The sequence below is a fragment of the Eubacterium sp. AM05-23 genome, assembly GCF_003477535.1.
Classification (GTDB): Bacteria; Bacillota; Clostridia; order Eubacteriales; family Eubacteriaceae; genus Eubacterium; species Eubacterium maltosivorans.
The window spans coordinates 76,178-101,078 of sequence record NZ_QUDF01000003.1; the positions used below are offsets into that span (position 1 = coordinate 76,178).

The 24,901-nt window shown below is 55.5% G+C and carries 19 protein-coding genes; 18 read left to right on the forward strand and 1 reads right to left on the reverse strand.

The window, feature by feature from the left end; translation table 11 throughout:
* The first annotated feature begins 144 nt into the window (after window positions 1-144).
* The 7 genes from DW091_RS04380 (at window position 145) to DW091_RS04410 (ending at window position 16,709) form a co-directional block, all read left to right on the forward strand.
* Window positions 145-3,756 carry a S8 family serine peptidase gene (locus DW091_RS04380; protein WP_118517499.1) on the forward strand — a complete coding sequence of 1,204 codons (3,612 nt, stop codon included), beginning with the start codon at window positions 145-147 and terminating at the stop codon, window positions 3,754-3,756.
* A 164-nt stretch (window positions 3,757-3,920) separates the two neighbouring features.
* Window positions 3,921-6,524 carry a lectin like domain-containing protein gene (locus DW091_RS04385; RefSeq protein WP_118517500.1) on the forward strand — a complete coding sequence of 868 codons (2,604 nt, stop codon included), beginning with the start codon at window positions 3,921-3,923 and terminating at the stop codon, window positions 6,522-6,524.
* Between the two features lie 145 nt (window positions 6,525-6,669).
* Window positions 6,670-7,386, forward strand: coding sequence for a LytTR family DNA-binding domain-containing protein (locus tag DW091_RS04390; RefSeq protein ID WP_074618463.1), 717 nt, complete (start codon window positions 6,670-6,672; stop codon window positions 7,384-7,386).
* 5 nt (window positions 7,387-7,391) lie between these two features.
* Window positions 7,392-8,801: a GHKL domain-containing protein gene (locus DW091_RS04395; protein ID WP_118517501.1), complete on the forward strand. Its 1,410-nt coding sequence runs from the start codon at window positions 7,392-7,394 to the stop codon at window positions 8,799-8,801.
* 4 nt (window positions 8,802-8,805) lie between these two features.
* Window positions 8,806-9,252: a hypothetical protein gene (locus DW091_RS04400; RefSeq protein WP_118517502.1), complete on the forward strand. Its 447-nt coding sequence runs from the start codon at window positions 8,806-8,808 to the stop codon at window positions 9,250-9,252.
* 121 nt (window positions 9,253-9,373) lie between these two features.
* Entirely contained in the window at window positions 9,374-12,997 is a 3,624-nt protein-coding gene (locus DW091_RS04405) for a S8 family serine peptidase (protein ID WP_118517503.1), read from the forward strand.
* 205 nt (window positions 12,998-13,202) lie between these two features.
* Window positions 13,203-16,709, forward strand: a complete 3,507-nt coding sequence (locus DW091_RS04410; RefSeq protein WP_118517504.1) for a S8 family serine peptidase — start codon at window positions 13,203-13,205, stop codon at window positions 16,707-16,709.
* 54 nt (window positions 16,710-16,763) lie between these two features.
* Here the strand turns inward: DW091_RS04410 and DW091_RS04415 are convergent, their stop codons facing one another.
* Window positions 16,764-17,567, reverse strand: a complete 804-nt coding sequence (locus tag DW091_RS04415) for a CPBP family intramembrane glutamic endopeptidase (RefSeq protein WP_118517505.1) — start codon at window positions 17,565-17,567, stop codon at window positions 16,764-16,766.
* Window positions 17,568-17,860: 293 nt separating this feature from the next.
* Here DW091_RS04415 and DW091_RS04420 point away from each other — a divergent pair, with 293 nt between their 5' ends.
* From DW091_RS04420 to DW091_RS04470, 11 genes are all read left to right on the forward strand, one after another.
* A complete protein-coding gene (locus DW091_RS04420) occupies window positions 17,861-18,409 on the forward strand; it encodes a hypothetical protein (RefSeq protein WP_118517506.1) in 549 nt (182 codons plus the stop codon).
* A gap of 125 nt (window positions 18,410-18,534) precedes the next feature.
* Window positions 18,535-19,104 (forward strand): phage antirepressor KilAC domain-containing protein, encoded by a 570-nt coding sequence (locus DW091_RS04425; protein ID WP_118517507.1) that lies wholly within the window; start codon window positions 18,535-18,537, stop codon window positions 19,102-19,104.
* A complete protein-coding gene (locus DW091_RS04430; protein ID WP_096920411.1) occupies window positions 19,101-19,526 on the forward strand; it encodes a hypothetical protein in 426 nt (141 codons plus the stop codon). Before DW091_RS04425 ends, DW091_RS04430 begins: the two co-directional genes overlap by 4 nt.
* The gene (locus tag DW091_RS04435) at window positions 19,523-20,137 is read left to right on the forward strand and encodes a restriction endonuclease subunit S (protein WP_096920412.1); all 615 of its coding nucleotides are present in this window, start codon (window positions 19,523-19,525) and stop codon (window positions 20,135-20,137) included. The genes DW091_RS04430 and DW091_RS04435 overlap by 4 nt, the downstream gene beginning before the upstream one ends.
* Complete coding sequence (locus tag DW091_RS04440; protein WP_074618278.1) at window positions 20,134-20,334, forward strand: hypothetical protein; 201 nt, start codon at window positions 20,134-20,136, stop codon at window positions 20,332-20,334. Before DW091_RS04435 ends, DW091_RS04440 begins: the two co-directional genes overlap by 4 nt.
* 8 nt (window positions 20,335-20,342) lie before the next feature.
* Window positions 20,343-20,930 (forward strand): sigma-70 family RNA polymerase sigma factor, encoded by a 588-nt coding sequence (locus DW091_RS04445; protein WP_158577823.1) that lies wholly within the window; start codon window positions 20,343-20,345, stop codon window positions 20,928-20,930.
* A 144-nt stretch (window positions 20,931-21,074) separates the two neighbouring features.
* Window positions 21,075-21,299, forward strand: coding sequence for a hypothetical protein (locus DW091_RS04450; RefSeq protein WP_074618280.1), 225 nt, complete (start codon window positions 21,075-21,077; stop codon window positions 21,297-21,299).
* 121 nt (window positions 21,300-21,420) lie between these two features.
* Window positions 21,421-21,651 (forward strand): DUF2922 domain-containing protein, encoded by a 231-nt coding sequence (locus DW091_RS04455; protein ID WP_074618281.1) that lies wholly within the window; start codon window positions 21,421-21,423, stop codon window positions 21,649-21,651.
* A gap of 56 nt (window positions 21,652-21,707) precedes the next feature.
* Window positions 21,708-22,268, forward strand: a complete 561-nt coding sequence (locus DW091_RS04460; protein WP_118517508.1) for a D-Ala-D-Ala carboxypeptidase family metallohydrolase — start codon at window positions 21,708-21,710, stop codon at window positions 22,266-22,268.
* 115 nt (window positions 22,269-22,383) lie between these two features.
* The gene (locus tag DW091_RS04465; protein ID WP_096920465.1) at window positions 22,384-23,859 is read left to right on the forward strand and encodes an NCS2 family permease; all 1,476 of its coding nucleotides are present in this window, start codon (window positions 22,384-22,386) and stop codon (window positions 23,857-23,859) included.
* Window positions 23,860-23,953: 94 nt separating this feature from the next.
* Window positions 23,954-24,859 (forward strand): AraC family transcriptional regulator, encoded by a 906-nt coding sequence (locus tag DW091_RS04470; protein WP_058693783.1) that lies wholly within the window; start codon window positions 23,954-23,956, stop codon window positions 24,857-24,859.
* Window positions 24,860-24,901 lie beyond the last annotated feature (42 nt).

Sequence of the window (24,901 nt, forward strand, 5' to 3'; positions counted from 1 at the left end):
TTCATCAAGCTTTATAAGCCGGCTGTTAATCCAGCCGGCTTATGAATATTATGCGAACGGTTGTTTTTCGGGACAAACGGTCATCCGGGATGGGTGAAAATCTGTTATAATAAAAACAACATCAATCGTGAAAGGAAGTAAAACATGAAAAAGTACCTGAGTCTATTGTTGACCGCACTGCTGGTTTTTGGCAGTCTGCCCCTGACAGCTCTGGCGGAGGAAAGCCAGACGCCAGCCATCACCGGCGACTATGTTGAAGGGCAGGCCATAGTCTGTGTTGAGGGCGGCCTGCAGAGCCTGAACGGCGGCCGGAGCCGGAGCGCTTCGGATATTCAGATTGTGGACAGCCTGATGACCATCTCCGACAGCGCGGCCGAAAACGGCCTGCTCAAAAGCCGTTCGGCAGCCGAAGGAGATACCAGGCAGCTCGTGCTGGTGGAATCAGCGGCCGGGGAAAACACCCAGACCCTCATCGAAAGCCTGAAGGACAACCCCTCCGTTCTCTTTGCCGAGCCCAACTATCGGGTGCAGGTGAGCACAGACGAAGCCACAACGGATGAAATCAGCCAAGTGGCAGAGCCCTCCCCCGTGGAGGGCGCAGAGCCGACACCATCCGCCGGGACTCAAAACGCTGAGGCTGAGGCCGAAAAATCCGACAGCGATGAAGCGAAAGCCCAGCCGGAAGTCAGCCTCCTTCAGACCGGAGCCAGCCAGGCCGCTGGAGTACCGGCAACCGTTATAAACCAAGACCCTGCTGTGCAGGATATGTCTAATGGTCTCTGGAGTATGGATAACCGAGGCCAGATGGGCGGCACTGCCGGCGTGGACATTAACACAAAGCCTGTCTGGAATGCGGGCAATAAAGGCAGTAAAAATGTGGCTGTGGCCGTGCTGGATACCGGCGTGGACTACACCAATGACGATCTGGCCACACAGATGTGGGATAAAGCCGAGACCGGCGTTGATCTCGCCGGCATTGACGGCGGTGGAACCTACGGGAAGAACGTGTGTAGCATCGATTTGACAGCCACCGACCCCACCGATCCCATGGACAACATGCTCCATGGTACCCACTGCGCAGGCACCATCGGCGCCTCATGGGATAAGCAGGGCGTGGACGGCGTCTGCAAGGATCTGCAGCTCATTGCCGTCAAGGGGATGAACAGCTCCGGCGGCGGGATTTTAAGCGACCTCATCCAGGGCTACAGCTATCTCTCAGCAGTCTGCGACACCCTTGAGGCAGAGGGAAGCGCTACCCGCCTGAAGGCCATCAACAACTCCTGGAGTATGCCAAGCTACAGCGAAGCCCTGAACACAGCCATCACCACCCTTGGCCAGAAGGGTGTGGTGAGCGTTTTTGCGGCTGGAAATTCCAGCACCAATCTGGATCTGGAAACCAACACCACCAACGGTCAGCTGCCAAAGGCCTACACTCTGGTGGTCGGCGCCATGAACAGCGACGCCACCAAGGCCGTGTTCAGCAGCTACGGAAAGCAGACCGTGGACGTGTTCGCGCCCGGCTCCAGCATTTTATCCACACTTCCCAACGAAAAGACAGCCTACATGGCGCCCTTTGCCGATCCAAGCGCCAACTACATCTACGATGGCTATGAGGGAGATAAACCCGGAGCCACAGATAAAGAGGCCCAGAACGGCGGCCTGCCCTTCTATTACTACAGCGATACCGCCGCCAACCACACAGGCGATGCCGTGGCGGACGGCGAGGCAGGAAAGGCCATGCTGGGCAACGGCTGCCTGAAAACCACCGAGGTATCGCCCAGCACAACCACGACACTCATCAGCAATCCAATCACCATCAACGCCGCCGACAGCGCGCCCACGGCCTTCTTTAGCTTTGGCGCCCAGAACGTCCAAAGTTCCTTTAGCAGAATCGAGGTCATTTATGTGGGCGAGGACGGAACAACGGTCTCATGCCCGGTTGTGGACAAGGTTACCCAGGTCGATGGCACCACAGGCGCCATGCGCCGCTATAACCTCTGGGAGTACAGCACTGTGCAGCTGCCTGACAATTTTGCCAGCCAGCCCTTCCAGCTAAAACTGGAAATCAAGGTTAGTGACGCCAGCGCGGCCACCGGCCTTTACATCGACGCCGTTGGCATTGGCACCCAGAAGGTGGCCTACGGCTACGAGCACGGCACCTCCATGGCCACGCCGGCCGTTACGGGCTCTGTGGCTCTGCTGGCAGCCAAATATTTCAACGAATCCGCCGACGTGCTGGCCACCCGCATAAAGGGCGGCACCACCGACAGCGCCAACTACACCGCCAACAGCATCTCCGGCGGCTACCTGAACGTGGAAAAAGCCCAGAACAACCCCAACCCTGTGGTCTATGAGGCCGGGGATCAGGATGGCACCGTGACCCTGAAAGGACACTTTTTAGGAAACGAAAAGGGGAGCATCACCATTGACGGCGCAGACGCCACCGCAGCTGTGGTAAACTGGAGCGCCGACGTCATCACTCTGGATAAGGCTAAACTGTCGGCAGAAAAGGGACGGCACGAGGTGGTCATTAAAGCAGGCCAGAATACAGGCAGAAGCAACCTGAGCTTTGGCAGCGACGCAGCCGCCCAGGGCTTTGAAACCCTGAACCTGCCCCAAGGCGAGAGCCTGACAACCCTGGCAGACCAGAAAGGCGATGTTGGAACCATGGCGGCCACGGGCGGGGCGTTGTACTACTTTAACGGTTCTTTCCTGACCGCTTACACGACCACTGGCATCAGCGATACGCGCAACACCCAGACAAAGGTCTGGCGCTACGTGCCAGACAGCAGCGGCGGCGTCTGGGAGCAGCTGCCCAGCCCAGACACGGTGTTCATGTATGACCCCACGGCCTGCGCATGGCAAGGGAACGTCTATCTCATGGGTGCGGACGTGAATACGCAAAAAACAATGCTGCTGCGCTTTAACGTGGACGAAAACAGCTGGACCACAGCCTGCGAGCTGCCCGACGGCCTGCCTAATCAGGGAACCCTCATCAACTACAAGGGCCAGCTCATCTACGCCGGAGGAACCCTGACAGATCCTGAAAACGCCGGCAAAACGCTGGCTCAGGACAGCTGCTACCAGATTAACCCGGACGAAAAAACCGCTGAGCTGGCCAGCTTTAAGCTGCCAGAAGCCCTGGCCTCGCCAAGGCTGGCGGTTGGCGGTACCGACAGAGAAATCATCACCCTTTACAATAACGCCGGAACCTGTTACAGCACAAGCGACGACGGAAAAACCTGGCAGAAGGCCACTGCTGATTACGACAATGGCGGCCAGAGCCTGCTGACAGCTCTTGGCGGCACCAGCACCGGCGCCATTGCCACAGGACTGGTTAAAAACTACAACGACTCTGAGGGCTTTGCAGATACCTGGACCCTGAAAGCTGGCGACCAGGCTCTTACAGCCTCCTGCAGTGTGTATTACCCGGCAAAGACCATTGCGCCTGTGGGCATCGCCTATCAGAATTATTTCTATGTTCTGTCCCATGTCTCCAAGGATATGGAGGCCAGCGGTCTGGTCTTTAAGCGCATGGCAGTGAGCACCAACGACGCCGCAGAAACCACACCTGGCGGCAGTGGCAGCAGCGAGGACAACCAGCAAAACGGCAGCGCCGGCCAGACAAAGGCCGAAAAAGCCAGCGTCAACACCGGCATTGTGGCTGACAGCACCCTTTCTACCGTGATTTGTATGGGCCTGCTGGCCTTGTGCCTGGCCGGAAGTGTTTTGGCCGGAAGACGGAAAGAGGGATAATCAATTTTCATCAAGCTTTATAAGCCGGCTGTTAATCCAGCCGGCTTGTTTTAAAATAAAAACATAATATTATGTAAACGGTCAATTTTCATGACAAACGGTCGGACAGAATATTGTAAAATGTGTTATAATATGATCATTATTATATTTTAAAAGGAGCAACCATGAAAAAGAAACCGTATGTAAAAGCCCTGAGACGGCGCGTGTTCGCGGCTGCCCTGGGCGTAACCTTAAGCTTTGCGGCCTTTACCGGCTCTGCCGTGCTGGCAATGCCGGAGATTCCAGTAGATACCAGCGGTGTTGATAACTACAACGGCGGTCGCCTGCCCGCCGGGCTGGATTCGTCCTACTACACCCTGCCCCAGGACACCAACGCCATTACGCCAAGAGGCGTGGAGCAGCCGTTACCGGAGAAATACGACCTGCGGAATGAAAACCTTGTGACCGGAACCCGCGCCCAGGACCCCTGGGGTTCCTGCTGGTCTTTTGGCAATACCTCCAGCATCGAATCCAACGCAGTGCTAAACGGCGCTGGCAGCGCCAGCAGCCTGGACTACTCCGAGCACTATATGGCCTGGTTTACCTTCCAGCCTTATCAGGGCGAGGGATATCAGATTGTGGAGGGTACGGCAAGCGTCCTGGATTTTGGTGGACGCCGCCAGATGGCCACAGCCGACACCACAGCCTGGTTTGGGCCAGTATCCGAGGCGCTGGCACCTTATGTCAACGCTGCCGGCACTCTGGATAAAAGCGGTGACTGGAGCCTGCCTTCAAGCCTGCGGGATGAGGCAGACGAGGTGCACGTGCAGAACGTGGATTACCTGCCTGAGACCGGTGTCTTTACTGGCACAGCTGTGGATAAGGACGGCTACACCTATAAAACCGGCTATTCCTTTGACGAGGCTGCCTTAAAGGCCGTTAAGAGCACTCTCATGGAAAACGGTGTGCTGGATGTGTCCTACCATTCGGCGAAATCACTTCCAGATCAGGATGATAAGACCACCGAAATTTTTAATACGACAACCCATGCCCAGTATAGCCCAAGAAATGCTTCGGCCAACCACGAAGTCTCCATTGTGGGATGGGACGATACCTACGGTGTTGAGAACTTCAGCACCACGCCGCCGGGACCGGGCGCGTGGATTGTCAAAAACAGCTGGGGCAAGGGCGACGGCGGCCCGGGCTCCGTGGATGCAGAAGGCTATTTCTATATCTCCTACTATGATCAGACCGTCAGCGAGTTCACCTCATACCAGGTGGATGTGCCGGAAAACGGCCTGTTCAGCTATGACAATAACTATCAGTATGACTTTTTAGGCTATAAGTCTTTTGTGTCGGTTCCGCCGAGCGAGGCCAGCAGAGGCAACAAGGTGGCCAATGTTTTTACCGCGGAAAAGGACGAGGTTTTAACCGCTGTGTCTGCCATCACCGTGGATACGAACAGCACCGTTGAGGTTGAAATTTATAAGCTGGCCGATGGCGCAGACCTTTCAAACGCGGGCGAGGCTGTCTCCACAGCTACGGCTTGGCCCATCTACGGCGGCTACCATACCATCACGCTGGACACACCAGTTGAGCTGAAGGCCGGCGAGCGCTTTGCCGTGGTCGAGACCATCACCGGCGCCAGAGGCGGCTATATGCCTATGGAGATGGGCTACAGCGGCGTTATACCCCAGAACGGGGGCACCATCACGTCCATTGCCAAGATTGAGCATGGGCAGAGCTATGTCGGCGCCGAGGAAGACGGCCAGTGGGTCTGGTCTGACGTGGCAGACATGCCTGAAATGCCAAACGGCGACGAAACCATTAACTATGGCAATGTGATGATCAAAGCCTTTACGGTGGATAAGGACGCTATCGCGGTGAGCCTGAATGTCGAAAGCTTTGGCCAGGATGGCCAGAGCCTGGGAAACCAGATCGTCACAGATTTCAGCACTCCAGTGGAACTGCCGGATAATACCAAGCAGATTGCCCTGACCAGCAGTGTTCAGAACGGTACGGCCAGCCTGAGTGTGGACGGCACCTCCTACGCCGAGGGCACGCAGATTTCTCCGGACAGCGTGGTCACTATTGACACCACCTCCCAGCCAAGGGGCAACAATGAAGCCCAGTACACCTTAAGCTTTAAGGTGGCCGAGGTATTGGCTGATAACGGGGTCACTGTAACTGGCACCGAGGATCTGCTGCCCCCGGGCACCATTTTCAGTGCCACACAGCTGGACGAAACCGCCCTGGGCCAAGCGGCCCTGACCAATCTTAAAAACAGCTATAAGGCCTTTACCCTGTATGAGGTTAAAACTCAGAAGGATGGCAAAGACCTGGCCCTGCCAGAGGGCAAAACCGTCACCCTGAGCTTCCCGCTGCCCGAGGGCTACGACGCGGCCAAAACCGGTGTATACCTGGTGAGGGAGGATGGGAGCATCACTCCCTTTACCACCAGCGCAGCTGCCCCGGATGCCCAGGCTAAGACTCTGAACGCCGAAGGGGCTGAAAATGCCGCCGCAGTGTTGAGCGTAGACACCAGTGTACTCAACGGCACCTACGCCATTGCTCTTGAAAAGGATCAGAGTGAGGGCGGTGCGACGCCGGATAATGGCAGCGGCACCAGTACAGACACAACCGTCCATCAGGACGGCGGCGCAAAAGCCAGCGGCAACGTGCTCACTGGTATTCTTGAAACCCCGCAGTACGCCGGCGCTGCCTGCATCGTGGCACTGGCCGCCATTTTTGGCGCGGGCTATGTTTACCGCAGAAAAAGGACACGGTAAGCCGCTCGAGTAAATTTATCATTTAAAAGACAGATGCGCGGGACGCATCTGTCTTTTTTAGTTGCATACAGAAATCTAAAAATGCTGTTAAATAAACAAAGATCTGTTATAATGGCCTTAATCAATAAAAATGGAGAAATGACTGATGAAAATTTTGCTGTGCGAGGACAACCAGCTGGAACTGGAGGAGGCAAAGCGTTGCATCCAGGAAGCCACGGAGGATTACCAGACTCCCGTGAAGCTGCACTGTTTTCAAGAGGTTGAGAGCTGTCTTGGCTATCTTGAGAATAACGTGCCAGATCTGGCCTTTATTGATATTTTTATGGGAGAGGAATCCGGCCTGCATATTGCTCGGGCGATCCGGGAGAAGAGCCGTCAGGCTCAGATCGTTTTCCTGACCGGCTCCAACGAATTTGCTGTGGAGTCCTACGACGTGGAGGCCTTAGACTATGTATTAAAACCGCCAACGCCCGATCGGATCAGGCGTACCTTCGAGAAATATCTGCAAAAATACAACAGTGTGGAGAAATTCATTCAGGTTAAATGGCGGCGGGAGGAACTGAAAATCAAGGAGAGCAGTATTCTTTATATCAAAACCACGGGTAACGAGACCAGCTTTTACACTGATAATGGCGTGGTCAGTGTCTATTATCCCCTGAAGGAGATTGAAAAGCAGCTGTCGCCGGAATGGTTTCTCAGGCTCCGCAAGGGGCTGATTACCAGCATGGATTATATTGAGACCATGGACACAGGCTGCTGCACCCTGAAAAACGGCGAGGAGTATAGCCTCAGCCGCAAGGATAAAGCCGCTATCCGAAAAAAATACTTTGATTATCAGTTTTCAAAAATTGAAGGGAGATAACGCCTTTGCTGGAATCCAATATTTTTATCCGGTATTTTCTGGGGTTCTGGCTGCAGGTGGCGCCCGTTGCGGCCCTGTGCTATCTGGCCTTTGACCCGCGAGATTACCGCCTGCCGGCAGGAAGGATGGCAGGCCTGAACCTTATCGTTATGCTTATGCTCTCAATCCTGCAAACCCTGGCCTGGGCCTTTAACGAGCGGCTTCACTGCCAGGATGCCGAGGCCGCCTTTAACGGGAACAGCATGATCTTTTACATTTTTCTGCTTTTCTGCTTTCTGCTGTTTCTGTTCTGCGTGCGCAGCACTCTGGTCAAAAAGCTGCTGGTTTTTTCAATGGGCTTTGCCTACGCGGTTTTTGTGGCCTCCTGCGCCAACTCCTTTCTGGTGAGATACGAAGCCTTCGGCTTCTGGAACAGCGCCAGGGAGGCCGGCGTCATGCTCCAGGGCGGCTCCTTCTATATTATCCTGCTGGTCGAAATCGTGACCCTGCCGCCGCTGGTCCTGTTTATGCGCAGGATGGTCTGCCCGGTGCTGCGGGTGATGGATATCAAAACCAGCCGTTACCTGTGCCTGACCATCATTGTGATGCTGCTGCTTTACGGTGCCAGCTATACTCAGGTAACCTTTGATTTTGACACAGTGGTCTTTGTCTTTTACAGCCTGACCCTGTGCGTGTTTGGCTCCTTTGGCATTTTTTTCTTTACAGCCCGCCAGATGAACAAAAGCCGGGAAACAGAGGAGAAGGCCCGGCAGCTTGAGCACCAGATCGAGCTTGAGGAGCTTAACTACCGAAATATTACCGCCAGCATTGAGAACACCCGCATGATCCGGCACGATGTGCGCCACCATTTGCGGCTCATCGGAGAGATGGCGGAAAAGGGAGATACCACAGCCATTCAGGCCTATATCGCTGCCTACGACGCGCGTGTGCAATCCGAGACATCGGCTCCGGTTTCGGACAATTATATTTTGAATACCATCTACCAGTACTATTATGGCAAATGCCGTGAGAGCGGGATTACCCTTACGGCCAGGGCCCAGCTGGAGGAGCGTCCGGGCGTCGGTCCAGTGGATTTAACGGTCCTTTTCTCCAATATTCTGGAAAACGCCTATAATGCCTGCCAGTCTGTGGCGCCGGAGCGCAGGATGATTGACCTGCGGGTGGGCCGGGTTGGCAATTCTGTGGTGGTAGTCCTAAAAAACACCACCTCGGCAGCGGACGCTCGGGGTGAGCTGACAACTGCCGGGCTGGGTGAAAAAGGAGGTGGCGGCCGCAGAGGTCTGGGCCTGTCCAGCGTACAGCGCATTGTGGACGCCCACGGCGGTTATATTGAATACCGCTGCAAGGACGGTGTGTTTATGACGAAGATCAGTATGATTGGCTCAAATTTAAATGAAGAAGAAAACAGGAGGTAAACCGATGAAAAAAATAATGCTTACTCTGATGGCTTTGGCCCTGTGCCTGGCTGTGACAGCCTGCAGCACAGGCGCGCGGGCGGGCCTTGAAGGCTCCTGGCATGAGCAGCCGGCAGATGGAACCGATCAGAGCGCCTATCAGCTGACCTTTAACGGCGACGGAACCTTTGAGGAGCGCGTGGTATCCGCAAAATCAAGGGATATTATCACCACAGTCAGCGGCAGGTATATCGTGAACGGAGACCGGATAACCTTCGAGATCACTGGCTTTGCGGGCAGCGGTATCGAAGGTGAAACCCTGATGAACCTGGGCGGAGAAAACAGCATGGCGCGCCAGTATGAAATTGACGGCGACACCCTCTATCTATACGAGAACGAAAAACAGGAGGGCCGGACAGAAAAAGCCTTTGAGGGAAAACTGGTCAGAGGCCCGGTGACAGAGCAGCAGTAGCTGCCAATGAATAAAGATAAAAATATGACGAACGGTCAAAATATTATGTAAACGGCATGCAAAGGCAGGCCGGTTCTGTGTTATAATAAAATGTAATGATAAAAGACGAGAGGAGAAAAACGTGAAAAAAAGAATTTTAGCCATCGCTTTAAGCCTGGCGCTGATCCTGTCCGCCGTGCCAGCTTCGGCACTGGCTCAGGAAAATGACGCAGCCGCCAGTCTCGGCACTCCCGGGGTGGACTATGTCCCCGGTGAGGCCGTTGTCTATGTGAACGGCGGCGCGGCAGCCCTCAACAATATCAACGGCTTTGGCCGAAGCGCTGCGCCGTCCTACGAGACCGAGGAGCTGATGACCGTGGAGGACACGGCAGCCGTACCGGAGGAAGCCAGCAGCCTGCTGCGCAGCGCGGCGGCGGATACGGGCAAGAGCCTGGTGCTGGTCAAGAGTGATCAGGACACCGAGAGCCTCATCGCCGATCTGCAAAATAACCCCAACGTGGCCTTTGCAGAGCCCAACTATTACGTAGAGCCCTACGACGCGGGAGAGCCAACCGATAAAGGCTATCCGTACCAGTGGGCCCTGGACAATAAGATGAACAGCGGAGCCACCAGCCAAACACCCGCGGTCAACCCCGCAGTGGATATTAACGCGGTGGAAGCCTGGAAAAAGTATGCTGCTTCCAGTGATAAGCCCGTAGTGGCCGTACTGGACAGCGGCGTGGATTACGAACACCCGGATTTAAAGAATATTATGTGGGACGATGGCCTGAAATATGACACGCTTACAAAAATGGGCGGCGGCCAATATGGCTACAATGTTCTGGGCGGCGCCAATGGGGAGAAGGACAAGAGTGACCCCATGGATACAGACATCGGCCACGGCACCCACTGCGCGGGCATTATCGGCGCTCAGTGGAACAACGATGCACAGGCTGGCGGCGACAGCGTTGCCGGCGTGAGCCCCAATGCTGAGATCATGGCTGTGCGGTTTTTAGGCAATAGCGGAGCCGGCACCTCCGCCAGCGCCATTCAGGGCTACGCCTACATCCAGGCTGCGGCCAAAGCCGGCGTAAACGTGGTGGCGGTCAATAACTCATGGGGACCCTCCAATTATGACGGCGCACAGCTGCGCTCAGTCTCCACTGCCGCCACGGCCATTGGCCAGGAATACGGCGTGGTCTCCTGCTTTGCGGCGGGCAATTCCAATGTCAATAACGACCTCAATACCAGCGGCATTGTGGACAGCCCCTACGTGGTAACAGTGGGCGCCATGGACAGCCAGGGCTACCGCAGCGGGTTCTCCTGCTGGGGTCAGGAATCTGTGGACGTCTTTTCGCCTGGAAGCCAGATTCTGTCCACTGTCACCACCTATGAGGATGACGCGGACCCCTTCTATACTCATACCATGCCTGTCCAGTATCTGCCGCAGATTCAGGCCGATGCGGACAGTTATTTCTATGAGGATTTTGAAAGTGGCGCCCCGAAGGTGGGCATGCGCCTTCTGGACGCTGAGGGCAAAGAGGTGGAGACCGCCAAAGCAGCCACAGCGCTGGGCTACAACAGTGCTAAAAGCCTTGCCCTGCCGCTGGACAGCATTGAAAACGGCCAGAGCTTTGCCATTGAGCTGACCTTTGACCGGAAAGATTTGAAAGACATCAATACTGCTGAGAATTTTCACATCGCCTTCCAGGGTGGGTGTGATAACGCCATGTACGGCGAGACCTTTCTGATCCAGTACCAGAACGCCGAGGGCCAGTGGACCGACATCAATTCCACCCAGATCATCGGCCAGGACGCCAGCGGCAGCCCCAGCTACATGCCGGCCCGTCTGCGCCTGTACGACCATAGTTGGGTGCAGTCCACCCAGGAGGTCAATCTGCCCGATTTTGGACAATATGTAAATGATAGCGAAAAAGACACCGTGGCCCTGCGCCTGGTGCCAAGGCCAGCAGGAAATGGGACCTTGGGTGTCATGAGCGGCAAGACAGGCAATGCTGCCGCCTTCCGCCTGGACGATCTGGGATTTGGCAAAAAAGCCTCCGATTATTTTTATTCAGACGGCACCTCCATGGCCACCCCGGTGGTCACCGGACTGGCCGCGCTGCTGTCAGAAACCTTTAACAGCCAGACAACCAAAGCCGAACACGCGGCCGAAATTTGCGCCCGTATCAAGGGCGGGGTTAACCGCACCGAGCAAAAGGATCTGGCGGACAAATCTGTGTCCGGCGGTTTTATTGACGCTGCGGCCGCCTTTGATGAAAACCAGTGCGTGCCTGTGCTCAACGATCTGGAAATTGATGAAAACGGCCAGGCCACGCTGAGCGGCTACTTCTTTGGAACCCAGGGAGCCCTTACCGTGGGCGGCCAGGCGGCCGATGTCACCAGCTGGGCCGATAACACCATCACCTTCACCCTGCCCGCAGGAGTAAGCGGAAAACAGGAAATTGTCGTGACACCAGAGGGTAAGGGCTATGGCCGTGATTTCTTCGAGGTGGGTCTGGCTGCCAGGGGCTACGACAGCCTGAGCGCGCCAGCCATCAGCTTTGGGGAATACGGGGGCTATCCCATCACCTCAGCCGATCTGCTCCCCATGACTATGGGCGCCACCGACAGCCATCTGGCCTATGTGGGTTATCAGATGGAAGGCGACGGGGGTCTGGGAACACCCTATTTCTCAGTCTATGATATAAAAGCCGATACCTGGAGCAAGGCGGCCCTGCCCGAGAACATCCTGCCCATGCCGTCAAAGGACTACTATTCGCTGACCGGCGGCAAGACCAAATTTTATCTATTGTACACCGAGCTAAACGCGGAGGACACCGAGCTCACGCCTAAAATCGGAACCTATGATCCGGCAGATGGCAGCTGGACCAGCGTGAACGCAGAGGGCTTTAGCGGTACCGAGCGGCTGGTGGTCTATAAGGACCAGCTTCTGGCCGTGGGTGGCGACGATATGGTTAAGGATGATACCGGAGCCACCGTCAGCAGCAGCGCCCGGGCATCCGTAAAAATGATTGACCCCAGCACTGGCAAGACCAAAGGCAGCCTTGCGGATATGCCCGAAGGGCGCAGCGGAGCCACCGTCACCGCCTCAGGCAGCACCCTCATGGTGACCGGCGGCAACAGCGGCGCGGCCAACGCCAGCCATACGGTTTACACCAACACCCTGAGCTACAACGGCGGCAAATGGGAGAAGCATAATGACAACCTCCTGGGCATGGAAAGCCTGGACCCAATGCAGACCCTGGACACAGCCTACACCGCGGTCAACGGCGGTATGATGGCCGTGGGTCCGGTTGCAGACCTGGATAAGGACAATATGCGGGATACCTGGAGCCTTAAGGGCGACGTCTGGAGCGCTGACGAAAGCCGGCTCTACAGCCAGTCCAAGACCACCCGCAACATAGGCGCGGCCAGCGGCGGCAAATTCTATGTGCTCAGCTACACTGGAAAAACGAGCGCGCCCTTAGTATTCCGAGCCACTGCTGTAGACTACACCGGCCCTACCGCCGACCCGGGAAGCGATAAGCCCGTACCGCCGACCCCAACCCCAGAACCACAGCCCAGCGTCAACCCAACCCCGACCACACAGCCCGCTGACACAGACACCACCACAACCAGCGGCAAAAACGCGGGTACCGGCATCTTTGAAACCACCGCAGGCAAAACCCTCGTCATGGCGGCTGTACTGCTGATCGTGGCAGGCGGGGGCTTCGCGCTCTATCGGAAACGGAAAAACGGGTAGTTCATTGTTAAAAAGACCCTGTACGGAACCACGCTCTCGTGGTTCCGTATTATTATCATCGTTCTTTCGAGCCTCGCGCAGTACGCGCGGGGCTTTTTTATTATAAGTTTGTGACGAACGGTCGATGTTTTATGCGAGCGGTAACAATAAGAAGTAAAAACTATGATATAATAGAAAAAGCAATGAATCGCGAGAGGAGAATAACATGAAGAAAAAACTGCTGGCTCTGTTGTTGAGCCTGTCCCTGTTGATTTCTGTCCAGCCAGCCCCAGCCCTGGCCCAGGAGGACAGCAGCACTGAGATTAAAGGCGTGGCCGGAGAGGACTACGCCGATGGTCAGGCCATTGTGCTGATCGAGGGAGGGGCCGCGGCCTTAAACAGCCGCAGCGCCCTGGGCCGAAGCACATCCCCGGCCTTTGCGGCCGAGGACCTCATGACCTTTGAGAACACCGCCGAACCTCAGACCTACGGCCTGCGCTCCGCAGCCGCGGGCGCCGGGCAGGAGCTAGTGCTTATCACCGCCCAGGACGGCAGCAGCACCGAGGAACTCATCGGCAGTCTCCAGGACAACCCGGCCGTTACCCTGGCCGAGCCCAATTACATCTACCATGAAACTGCCCTCGAGGGCGCTGCGGAGACCACAGATGCCACAGCGTCGGACAATACCGGCGATGCTGCCTACGCTGCCGACCTCAGTGGAAACCAGTGGTCTTTAAGCAATTCCATCAATCCAGATGCTGACCTTAACACCCCGTCAGGTCTGACCGGCGAGGGCGTGGTGGTAGCCGTGCTGGATTCCGGCATCGACGACACCCACCCCGATCTCCACAGCCAGATGTGGGATGAGGGTCTTAATTATCCGGCCCTCACCGCCATGGGCGGCGGAAAATACGGTATTAACGTTTGCCATACCAGTGCGGATACCACAGATACAAACCCCGAGGTCAACACCCACGGCGTCCACTGTGCAGGTATCATCGGCGCAGCCTGGGATCAGCAGGGTATCGACGGCGTGGCCGGAGGCATGAAGCTCATGGCCCTGCGCCACTCCGATGATGGAGGCAGCTCCTATACCAGCGACTCTCTCAAGGCCTACGAATATATGTCCCGAGCTGTGGACGCAGGCGTGAACCTGAGAGCAGTCAACAACTCCTGGGGCGGCACCTATTACGGCGAGGCCCTGCGGCTGGCCGTGGACGCCCTTGGCCAGAAAGGCGTGCTCTCCATCTTTGCCTCGGGCAACAGCGCCCAGGACGCAGACAACGTGTCCGGAACCAGCCTTGGCTTTAACCGCAGCCCTTACGCCATTAACGTCAACGCCATGAACGCGTACGGTGAGGTCAGCTTTTTCTCCAACTATGGGCAGCGTGGCACCGACATCTACGCTCCCGGCGTCCAGGTGTTGTCCACCATTATTAGCGGTCAGGCCGAGTACAATGCCCTGCTGGCAAGGGATAACCGCCTCTACACCGGTTTTGAGACCGCGGCCAGCGCCACCGACAAGGCCGATGTGCCAGACAGCAAAGGCCAGTCTCTGAGTTTTTACACCTACGACGCTGCAAAACCCAATAAAATGGGCGAGAAACTCACACCCGCCGAGGGCAGCAGCCTCACCGACTACCGCACTGTTTACGGAAGCCGCGCTCTGTCCGTGTCCACTGGCGGGAAGGAGGCGTGGAGCAGCATTATCTCGGCTCCCATCACCCTGGACAACCCGGGAGATGGTCTGAGCCTGTCCTTTACTGGCAACGGACCCGACGCAGATTCCTTAATCAGCGCCAGCATCCGCACCGCAGATGGAACGGTGTATCCTCTGCAGGCCACCTGCAACGTGGGCTGGCAAAACACTGATAAAAACTATGTCCTCATCGGCAGGGACGACTGGATCAACTACAGCGCCAGCCTGAAGCCCGAGTGGCTCACAGACTCCTTCCAGCTTATCTTTGACGTAGTCAGCTATGCTGCCGACAATGACAGTGTTGTGCTGGACGCTGTGGGCATTGGCAGTGAAAAACTGGCCTACACCAATATGTCCGGCACCTCCATGGCTGCGCCTGCCGTTACCGGCTCTGTGGCTCTGTTGAGCGCGGCACATTCCACCGAGGACGCAGCCACCATTGCGGCCCGTGTGGTAGGCGGCGCAAACCGTCAGCTGGACGCGGACATGGACGCCAAATGCCTGAGCGGCGGCGCTCTGGACGTGGCTAAAGCCAGCACAGACCCCGACCCGGCTTTAGGCCAGATCACCCAGGACGGCAGCGCCCTGACCCTTGACGGCCACTTCTTTGGCAGCAATCAGGGCAGTGTGGCCGTGGCAGGAGCTAATGCCACAATCACCAGCTGGTCCGATCCCCAGATCAAACTCACCCTTGACGGCGATATTCCCGAGGGCATTTCAGAGGTGCGCGTCACAAGAGCTGATAAGGCCTGGGGACGCAGCTACAAGGCTCTGAGCAGTAAATCCGAATCCCAGTATGAAAGCCTTGCTTTGCCGGACAGCGGTACCCCGGGCTATGAGGGCTCCTACTTCCAGCTGCTGGGCACTGCCACCAGCGCCATGACCGCCACAGGTCAGAAGCTCTATCTGGCGTTGGGCGATATTGATTACGAAAGTGTGCTTGTGGAGAACGACCGGGCCAAATGTGCCACTGAGCTCTGGAACTATGATACCCAGGCCGGCAGCTGGGAACGCCTGGCCGATCTGCCCGAAACCGCCTATAACCTTCAGAATCTCTGCGCCTGGCAGGGTAAGCTGTATCTGACCAGCATACATAAAGAAAAAGGGCAGGAAAAAGAAAGAGGACGCCAGTATCTCTGGTGCTACGACCCTGCCACAGGCGGCTGGACAAGAGGGCCAGAGCTGACCGAGGATTACACCTATGGCGCTTCCCTCATCAATTATAAGAACCAGCTGGTGCTGGCCGGCGGTTACACGCAGGATACCATGGCCAAAACCCTGCTGGCCCTGGACCCTGAAACCGGTAAAACCACAGCCCTGGATGTGCCCCTGCCCTATGATGAAGAAACCATGGCAGAAGGCACCTGCGCCTATGAGCCCTCCATTGCTGTCTGCGGCCAGAACCGCGACCAGCTGGTGATCGGCTCCTACAGCTATTTGGTCAGAGACATGTCAAGTACGAGTACATCCAAAAGTCCTTGGTACTACGATGGCCAGAGCTGGATAAAGAGCCAGCTGCCAGAGAATATGGGAGCTCCCCAGTCCACAGCAGCGCTGGGCGGCCTTAAGAGCGGCGCCCTCATTACCGGCTTTAACACAGGCGGCAGCGGCAGCGCGGGCTACCGGGATACCCTAAGACTGGCAGCCGACGGCAGCGCCGTCTTTCTGGAAGAACCCGTGTCCGCTTTCGCCCTGACCCATGTCAGAGGTCTGGCCTATCAGGGCAGCTACTATGTGATGGCCTCTTCACCTGAGGTGCCTGGAGGACTGGTCTTTAAGCGTATGGCCGCCGACACCAGCGACGCCGACGAGCCTGCAAAGCCCGACGAGCCCGTGGTTCCCGATAAGCCCGTAACTCCGGATACTTCCGGCAGCGATACGTCCGCCGATGGCGCGGGACAGAGTGCAAAGGCCCGGAATGCAGCCACCGGCGTTGTCGATGGCAGTGCCGGCGCGGCCACCGCAGGCCTCATGTTGGCAGCCGTCCTCATGGCCATGGGCCTGTACCGTCACCGTAAAAGCCTGAAAGATTAAAAAAACCCCCTGTGGTACCAACGTACCGCAGGGGTTTTAAAGTGGGACAGGGTTTTATTCACCTGTTACCCGTCTCAGATAAAAAGCGCTGAGAGCAAGGTAAAGGACAAAGGTTACCAGAATAGAGGGGCTGAGCCCGGAAGAAGCCGCTGCTGCCGCCTGAGTATCCACAAGGGTCTGGCCGGCAATGGCTGGCACAATATCGTTCACTGCATGGAAAATCATAGGGCCGATGAGGTTTCCAGTGCGCAGGTAGAGGGTGCTCAAAAAGAGACCCATGCCAAAATTGGTGATCACCTGAGACAAGGTATAGGTGAGATCCGCATGGCCGATGAGGTTCAGGCAGTGGGCAAGGGAAAAGATGACCGCCGCCATGACTGCGGTTTTGACAAGAGCGCTCCGGGAGCCGCCCAGCTGGTTTTTAATCAGATTGACAACGCCGGCCCGAAAGACAAGCTCTTCAAAAAACCCCACAGAGGCCATAAAAACAATCTGAGTCAGCACCCATCCAGGGCCCACAGACCGGCCCGTGAGCCCGGCGGAGATCAAAGAAAAAACCAGAATGCCGGCAAAGAGCAGAAAAAAAGGCCAGGCCAGCAGAAGCGATTTTCCAAGGCCTTTGGCCCTGAAGCCAGGATTTTTGGTAATCTCCAGTCGAAACAGCAGAAAGAGGACAAAAATACCCAGCCCAAAGCGAAGGGCCGCGTCGGCCAGGATAAATGCTGTAGAAGAAGCGTTCAGGCCAAAGCCCCTTAAGAGCAGCAGCTCCAGAGCAAAAAGAACCGCGATGGCAGCCAGCCCCAGGATCAGGGCAGCGAGAATGCCGTGTCTGCGGCACCCGTTTTTTAGTATGTTCATGTTAAACTCCTTTATTGAATGGTTTGTTTCCATTCTATTCTAAACAGCCAGGCCTGTAAACCGATATTATGTGAACGGTCAATTTTTCAGCCAAACGGCAGGAGATTATTTTTCTTTAAGGCTTGCTAATTTTTCACCTTCATGATATTATAGTAATAGTAGTAATCTTAAATATTTAAAGCAAATGGGACAATGGCTGTCACCCATCAAAACCCTGAAGGCCGCGTACGGATATCCGTACGTGGTTTTCAGGGGTTTTTTTTATCATAAACCCATAAAAAAAGGAGAAAAAAATGGCACTGGCAATGTATTTGAAAGAACTGCTGAAAGCACTGGAACTGGATTTGGAGACCTATCTCAAAAAGCACTACGAGCTCTTTGAGGCAGTGGATACCGGCTATACGGCCAAGGATGGCAGGCAGCACCTGACAGAGCTCATCTACCACGGCCACAGTAGCCACGTCTGCCGCTATTGCCGGCGTGGGCTTAAAAAGAAAACCATGCGCCTTGTGGTAAAGGAGGGCAGAAACCATGTGGTTAATGGCCTGTCCAAAGAGGTGGAGGACACCGAGGGAAACCTGTACGTGCTCTGGGTGTGCAGCTGCGAATGCGAGCACTGTGCCAGGCGCCAGCGGGTGCTGCCCGCCTTTGCGGGACGCTGGATGCGCCACAGCTTGTTTACAGTAGCCCAGACCCTTTTACATTTATTTGAAAACGATGAACTGGACAAAAAACCCCTGAAAGCCCGGCGCGGCCGTCCAGTGCTTACCATGCCCTTTTACGGTGAGCTGAGCACCGTATACCGGTGGCGTCAGAAAATAAAAATAATTTTTGATTTGTAATAATAAAAAACACGTTTACGCGTCCAAGGTTGTTAAAAAGTCCTGTATTATAGACGTATCAGCAGGAGTAAATGAGAAAACAGCACCGCTGAAAGAAAACCATTATATTTTACAGGAGGTTTACAATGAAAAGTAAACAGACAACCATGACAACCGCGGCAGAAGAAAAAGGATTTAGCCCATGGTGTGCTTCGTGCGCTCTGAAACAGGAGGACCGCGTCTTAGGCGGCTTTGAGAGCCTTTCCGACATCGATCAGTGCATCGAGCTCTTCTTTATCGAAAAGCAGCTGGAGGCCCTGCAGCAGGACTACAGGGAAAAGATGGGCTATATGAAAAGTCAGATGTCAGAGAGCAAACCGGCAGACTCAAGGGAACAAGACCCGGCGTGCAGCGTGCAGGAGCTGGCCTTAAAAATGCAGGCGTCCGGCATCGACATTGGCAGGAACCAGCTTTATTTCTGGCTGCGGCACCACGGCTATGCGCATTACCAGAGCGAAAGAACCCTTCAGCATCTGCCCACCGAGGAATCATTGGCCCAAAACTACATGATCGCCGAGAAGGTTCCCCGCCGCGATAAAAGAATCGGGAAGCACAGCTACAACACCAGACTCCTAGTGACCGGAAGAGGCCAGGACTTTTTTATCAAAGCCCTGAGAGCAGAGCGCGGCTCTGCGGCAAAGGCGGTGGGCGTATGATCCACGATGTGCCAGGACTGGATACCTGCTTTTGCTACCGCGTCCATGTGTTTCCCGGCGGCCGCGACCAGCTGCGCGCCATGATCGTCGGAGGGCGTTCCCTGGCCTGGCATATGGAGGACCTGGCCAGGCAGCTGGGCATTGAGCCGGAGGACGCCTTTCTCGACCGGATGCGCCATTCCCGAAAGATGACCGTCTGGCGCAGGCACTTCCCCTCCGATCACGACCCCATGCGGCTGGAGGTCATGGAGTTTCTGGACGTCGGCGGCATGTGCGATCTGCTGCAGTACGCCCGTGACAGCGGCCAGCTTACCCCTGAGGAGGCAAAGGACTGGCACTTTTTTCTGGATGGATTTATGATCATGCAGCTGCGCAAAGGCGATGTCTGCGGCATCGCGAACCTGCTCTTTGACACAAAATGAACTACCTGACCGAAGTCCTGACCTTTTATAAATGGCAGAGGAACAATCATCTGAGCCCCTTACTCCAGGCCTACTGGCACCTGCTCATGTACGTCAACAACAGCGCCGCCATCCAGGGTGATGACGGCCAGTGGCACTGGCCCATCCGTTTTAAGATCACTAACAGCCGGGTGCGCGAGGTTCTGGAGCTCGAAAACCGGTTCCAGGTGGGGCACGCAAGGGCGCACTTAGTGCGGCACGGACGCCTGCACTATTATCCGCACGGTGGAAACAAGGCCGGCGAGTATGAGCTCATCCCTTTTGATACCGGCCTTTCCGCTCTGTGGATAACTCAGGCAGAGACCGGTGACCGCACGCAGGTATGGACGCAGTCCAGCACAAAACCCGCACGCGAACCCGCACCGTTAATAAATAATATAAATAATAAATATACTTCTCTATTGTATTCTAATCAGGAGGCGCTGCCCAATATCCACGGCTTCAACCTGCTGCCCCCGCTCACGGATTCCGAGAAAACCGCCATTCAGGCCCTGTACCCGGATGACGATGTGGCCGCCTTCGAGGCCATGTGGGCCGCAAGGGAGAAAAAGCAGAAAGGAGAAATATTATGAACCGATACGGCAAGGGACCAAGCATTCTGCACCGCCGCCGGTCCTACCTGGTCGAGGCTGAGTGCCGGGCATGCGTTGGCTTTTACGCCCGCAGCGCCGAGGAGGCTGAAGATGAATTTAACGAATTCAGCGCCGCTGTGGAGGACCGGTTTCCCGGCATCGTGCTTGAGATTACAGACGTCTATGAGGACGCATAGGAGGCTTATTGAAAGAAAAATACACATTGATCGACACCTGGGTCCAGGAAGCAAAAAACAGTAACCAAGCAGCTAAAGAGCAGCTGATCAACACCTTTAAGCCTCTGATCCTGTCCGTCATGCAAAAATACATCTACGACACAGAAGCCTATGAGGACGCCCTGCAAGACGGCGCGCTGGTCGTGCTGGAGGCCGTACAGGCCTACGATCCGGATTTAGGCGTCGTATTCCCCTTTTATCTGAAAAACCGCCTGTTCCATCATTTCGTCAATGTGGCCAAAGCCATCAAAAAACAACAGGAAAATGAGCGCGCCGTCACAGGCGGTGGGGAGGATGGGGAAAATAGCCTAGAACAATATCCAGATGCTGGGCCATCGCCAGAAAAAGAAATGGTGAGACAGGAAAAAAACGCAGTGCTTGAGCAGATGCTCGTAGAAATAAGAGCAGAAAGGGCAGACGCTATCCGGCTGCGCTACTTTGAGGGAAAAAGCCTGAATGAAATCGCCCAGATACTGGACATTAGTCCTTGCCTGGCCGGCGTACACGTGCATCGGGGAATAGAAGACCTAAGGAAAAATAAGCATCGCCTACAATAAGAATAATATTTCAATAAAAACAACCAAAGCAGCAAATTTGGTTGTTTTTATTTATTTTTTGAAATAACTGTAAAATTTCCGCCCTTTTTTCCATTGTAAGAGTGTAAGGCAAAAATGCCAAAACCAAAATCAGGAGGTAAGCACATGGCAATTGAAAAAACAGTGGAATCGGTAGGGATGAAAATCACCGTCAATCATGGCGAAGTAGGTGGGAAGATCGTCAAAACCTCTAAAACCTACGGCGACGTCAAGGAGGACGTGACCGACGACGCCTTTGTGGCCACCGTCAAAGCCATCACCGGTATGCAGGAGCCCATTCTCGAAAAGAAGGTCAAGGTAACGGCAGAGGAGTTGGTTGAAATCGCATAGCGATTTTGTTCCAAAATTCTCCATTCTGTATTCTCAATTTTCCATTAAAAAACGTAGGGCACGGCGCCCCCGTCGTGCTGCAGACAGGCAATAAAATTCAAAATTAAAGGAGATTAAAAACATGGCAGCAACAACCAACAAAGATTTAACCATTACCTTTCAGCGCGCGGACGGAAAGGACCACAAAATCACCATACCAGATTACAAAGAGGGCATCACCGACGCCGAGATCAAGACCGGGGCCCAGGCTATTGTGGATCAGGGAGCCTTTGAGCCCGACGGCTTCGCCCTTGCCAAGGTCGTGGGCGCTGTAAAAATCGACACCACCAAAACCGACGTGGCAGTGGAGTAAAAAAGGGGCGAAAGCCCCTTTTTTACATGGAAGGTTGAAAGTTGAAGGGAGATCCAATGAAAACCATTCATAAACGTATCCGTCAAAGCTTATTTTTAACCATTTTTATCCTTGTTACCTGCGTGTTTTTCTCAAGCCCGAACTTTAGGCCGGAAGCGCCGGAAACGCAGCAGACTCAGGTATCAGATCCGGAGTTGCCGCAAGAGCCTGAAACGCCGCCGGACAAAGCGGTGATCGATCACCCGCTGCCCGAGGATCCCATCCTCACAGACGGCCCCTGGGCTTCGGCCCATTTTCTTATGGAGGAATATGCCTGCGACTGCGCGGGCTACTGTGACGGCTGGCCTGCAGGGATGGCCCCGGAGCTGCTGGAGCAGGTGGAGGCCCTGCGGTGCGCCCTGGGACAGCCCCTCATCATTACCTCCGGGGTTCGGTGTGAGGCGCGCAACGCCGAGGTGGGCGGCATCGAAAACTCCTGGCACCTGAGCGGACACGCGGCCGATCTGTACTGCCCGGGTGTGCCTTATGACGAGGTAGCGGCCACAGCCCGGGCCTTAGGGCTTGGGGTCATTGAGTACCCCTATCAGCAGTTCGACCATGTCGAGATCTGGCGCTAGAGAGATGTCCTGCAACAGGGACATTTTTTTATGCCGTAAACCCTGTTATAAAAAGCTGTTCAACAGCCCAAAAAGAGGTTATAATGAAGAAAAAGAAGAAAATGAAGGAGTACCAATGGAGAAAGAAAACTTTATTGAACGATTCTGGAAAGTCAAAGCCTCGGGCTCAACCGTCAGGACGGAAATCATCGCCGGGTTTACCACCTTTTTGACCATGGCCTATATTGTTTTTGTCAATCCGGCTATTATTTCGGCGCCAGCAGGTGTGGACGCCGCTTATTTTTTTGGGGCGGATGCCCAGACGGTGCAGTCTGCTCTGTTTGTGGCTACCTGTCTCTGCGCCTGTATGGGGACGCTACTCATGGCTTTTCTGGCAAGGGTCCCCTTTGCCCAGGCGCCGGGTATGGGGCTCAATGCTTTTTTTGCCTACACGATTATGCTGGGCATGGGCAAAACCTACGCTGAGGCTCTGGCCATTGTGCTGATCTCGGGACTGCTGTTCATTATTTTAACGGTTACGGGGCTGCGGGAGGCCATTGTGCGGGGGATACCGGCCAATATCCGGATAGCCATTTCAGGTGGTATTGGCCTGTTTATTGCGTACAGCGGCCTGAAAAACGCGGGGCTGCTCAAGTTCACCCTGGATCCGGGCAGCTACCTGGTAACCGACCCAGCCGCGGCTGTGGGCCAGAGCACCGTGGTGGCCAATGCCTCGGCGATCCCGAGTCTGGTAGATTTTTCGTCCTGGACACCTGAGACGGCCGGCGCGGCTCTGGCCCTTCTCGGGCTCGTTATCATCGGGGTGCTTTACGCCCGCAAATGCAGGGGATATATTTTTATCGGGATTGTCGTTACGGCCATCATCGGGATTCCCTTTGGGGTCACCACCCTGCCGGCGTCCATTGATTTCAGCCGTATCGGTCTCCAATTCCAGGACTGGGCCCAGGTTTCGCTGCTGCATCTGGATTTTTCATCGCTGATCCATGAGGGAAGCCTGGTGGGCACACTCTTTAATATTCTGATGGTGGTGGTGGCCTTTTCGCTGGTCGATATGTTTGACACTCTGGGCACCATTATCGGAACCGCTCAGCAGGCGGGAATGCTGGACGAAAAAGGTGAGTTCCCGGCACTCAAGCGCACGCTGATGGCTGATGCCTTTGCCACTACGGCCGGCGCGCTCATGGGCTCCTCCACGGTCACCACCTTTGTGGAATCCAGCACAGGGATCTCGGAGGGGGGCCGGACAGGCCTGACTGCCCTGGTAACTGCGATTCTCTTTCTGGCGGCGCTGGTGCTGTCTCCGGTGCTGGGAATTATCCCGGCGGCGGCTACTGCGCCGGCGCTCATCTTTGTGGGTGTGCTTATGGTCGGCCCCATCAAGAGCATTGATTTTACGGACATCACAGAGGCGATCCCGGCCTTTGTTACCCTTTTGTTTATGCCGCTGACCTTCTCCATTGCCGACGGCATTGCCTTTGGGCTCATCACTTATGTGCTGTTAAAGGCACTGACCGGGCATTATAAAGAAGTGCGGCCGGTGACGGCTGTTCTGGCGCTTTTGTTTATCGTCCGGTTTTTATTCATGCAGTAGAGAGAATTGTGTGCTCTCCAAACCTTAAAGGGCAGAGGACGTCAAACACATTGGCTGCAGATGGGGTATCCTTTAGGTAAAGGAGGTGCTTACAATGCACGCATGGGAAGCAATTCAGACCACTCTGGATTATATTGAGACACATATGGATGAGGCGCTGGAAATCGAGGCGCTGGCAGAGCAGGCGGCCTTATCGCCCTTTTACTACCAGCGGTTGTTCTCCCGGCTGGTAAAAAAGCCGGTGCGGGAGTACATAAGATTGCGGCGTCTGGCGCGGGCCAGCATTATGCTGAGGGAGGGGGATGCCCGTATTCTGGATATTGCTCTGGACTGCGGCTTTGGCAGCCACGAGGTTTTCAGCCGGACCTTCAAGGACGCCTATGGTATGCCCCCGGCCGGCTTCCGGAAGGCCCCGGTGGCCCTGAACCAGTTTGACAAGCCCGATCTGCTGTTAAGCTATGTGCTGATTGACGAGGGAGTCCCCCTCATCAGCGAGGGTCTGGTGCTGGAAATGAACCGCAGACAGCTCGGTGAGCCTGTCCGGTTTATGGGCATCAGCGGCGTTGTGCCCATCAATGGACAGATGCCCCTGGGTGAGGCCACCGGCGTGGATATCCCCGGAGAAATCTGGGAGCGGTTCCACCGTGAAAAGCACCGGATACCACGGGTAACCGACAGCCGGGAGGTGGGGGTGGCCTGCATGGGTGACGCGCCCGAGGGCTGCTTTACGTATTTTACCGGCGCTGAGGTGGGTTCAGACGCCGGAGCCGATGGGTTTATGACCTGGGAGCTGCCCGCCAGGGAATACGTGGTCTGCGGCTTTGAGGCCGAAAGCTTTGAGGAGCTGGTCACTGCTGCCCTCAACAAGGCGGTCAAATACAGTGCCCAATGGCTTGAGCACAAGGGCCTGACAATGGAGGCCTACTCGCCGGAGATCTATTATCAAAGGGAGCAGGCTGTGCCATACATGGAGCTGTGGATGCCGGCAGAGAAAAAGTAGAAAAAGGATGCTCCCTTCACAGGGGCATCCTTTTTTAGCGGT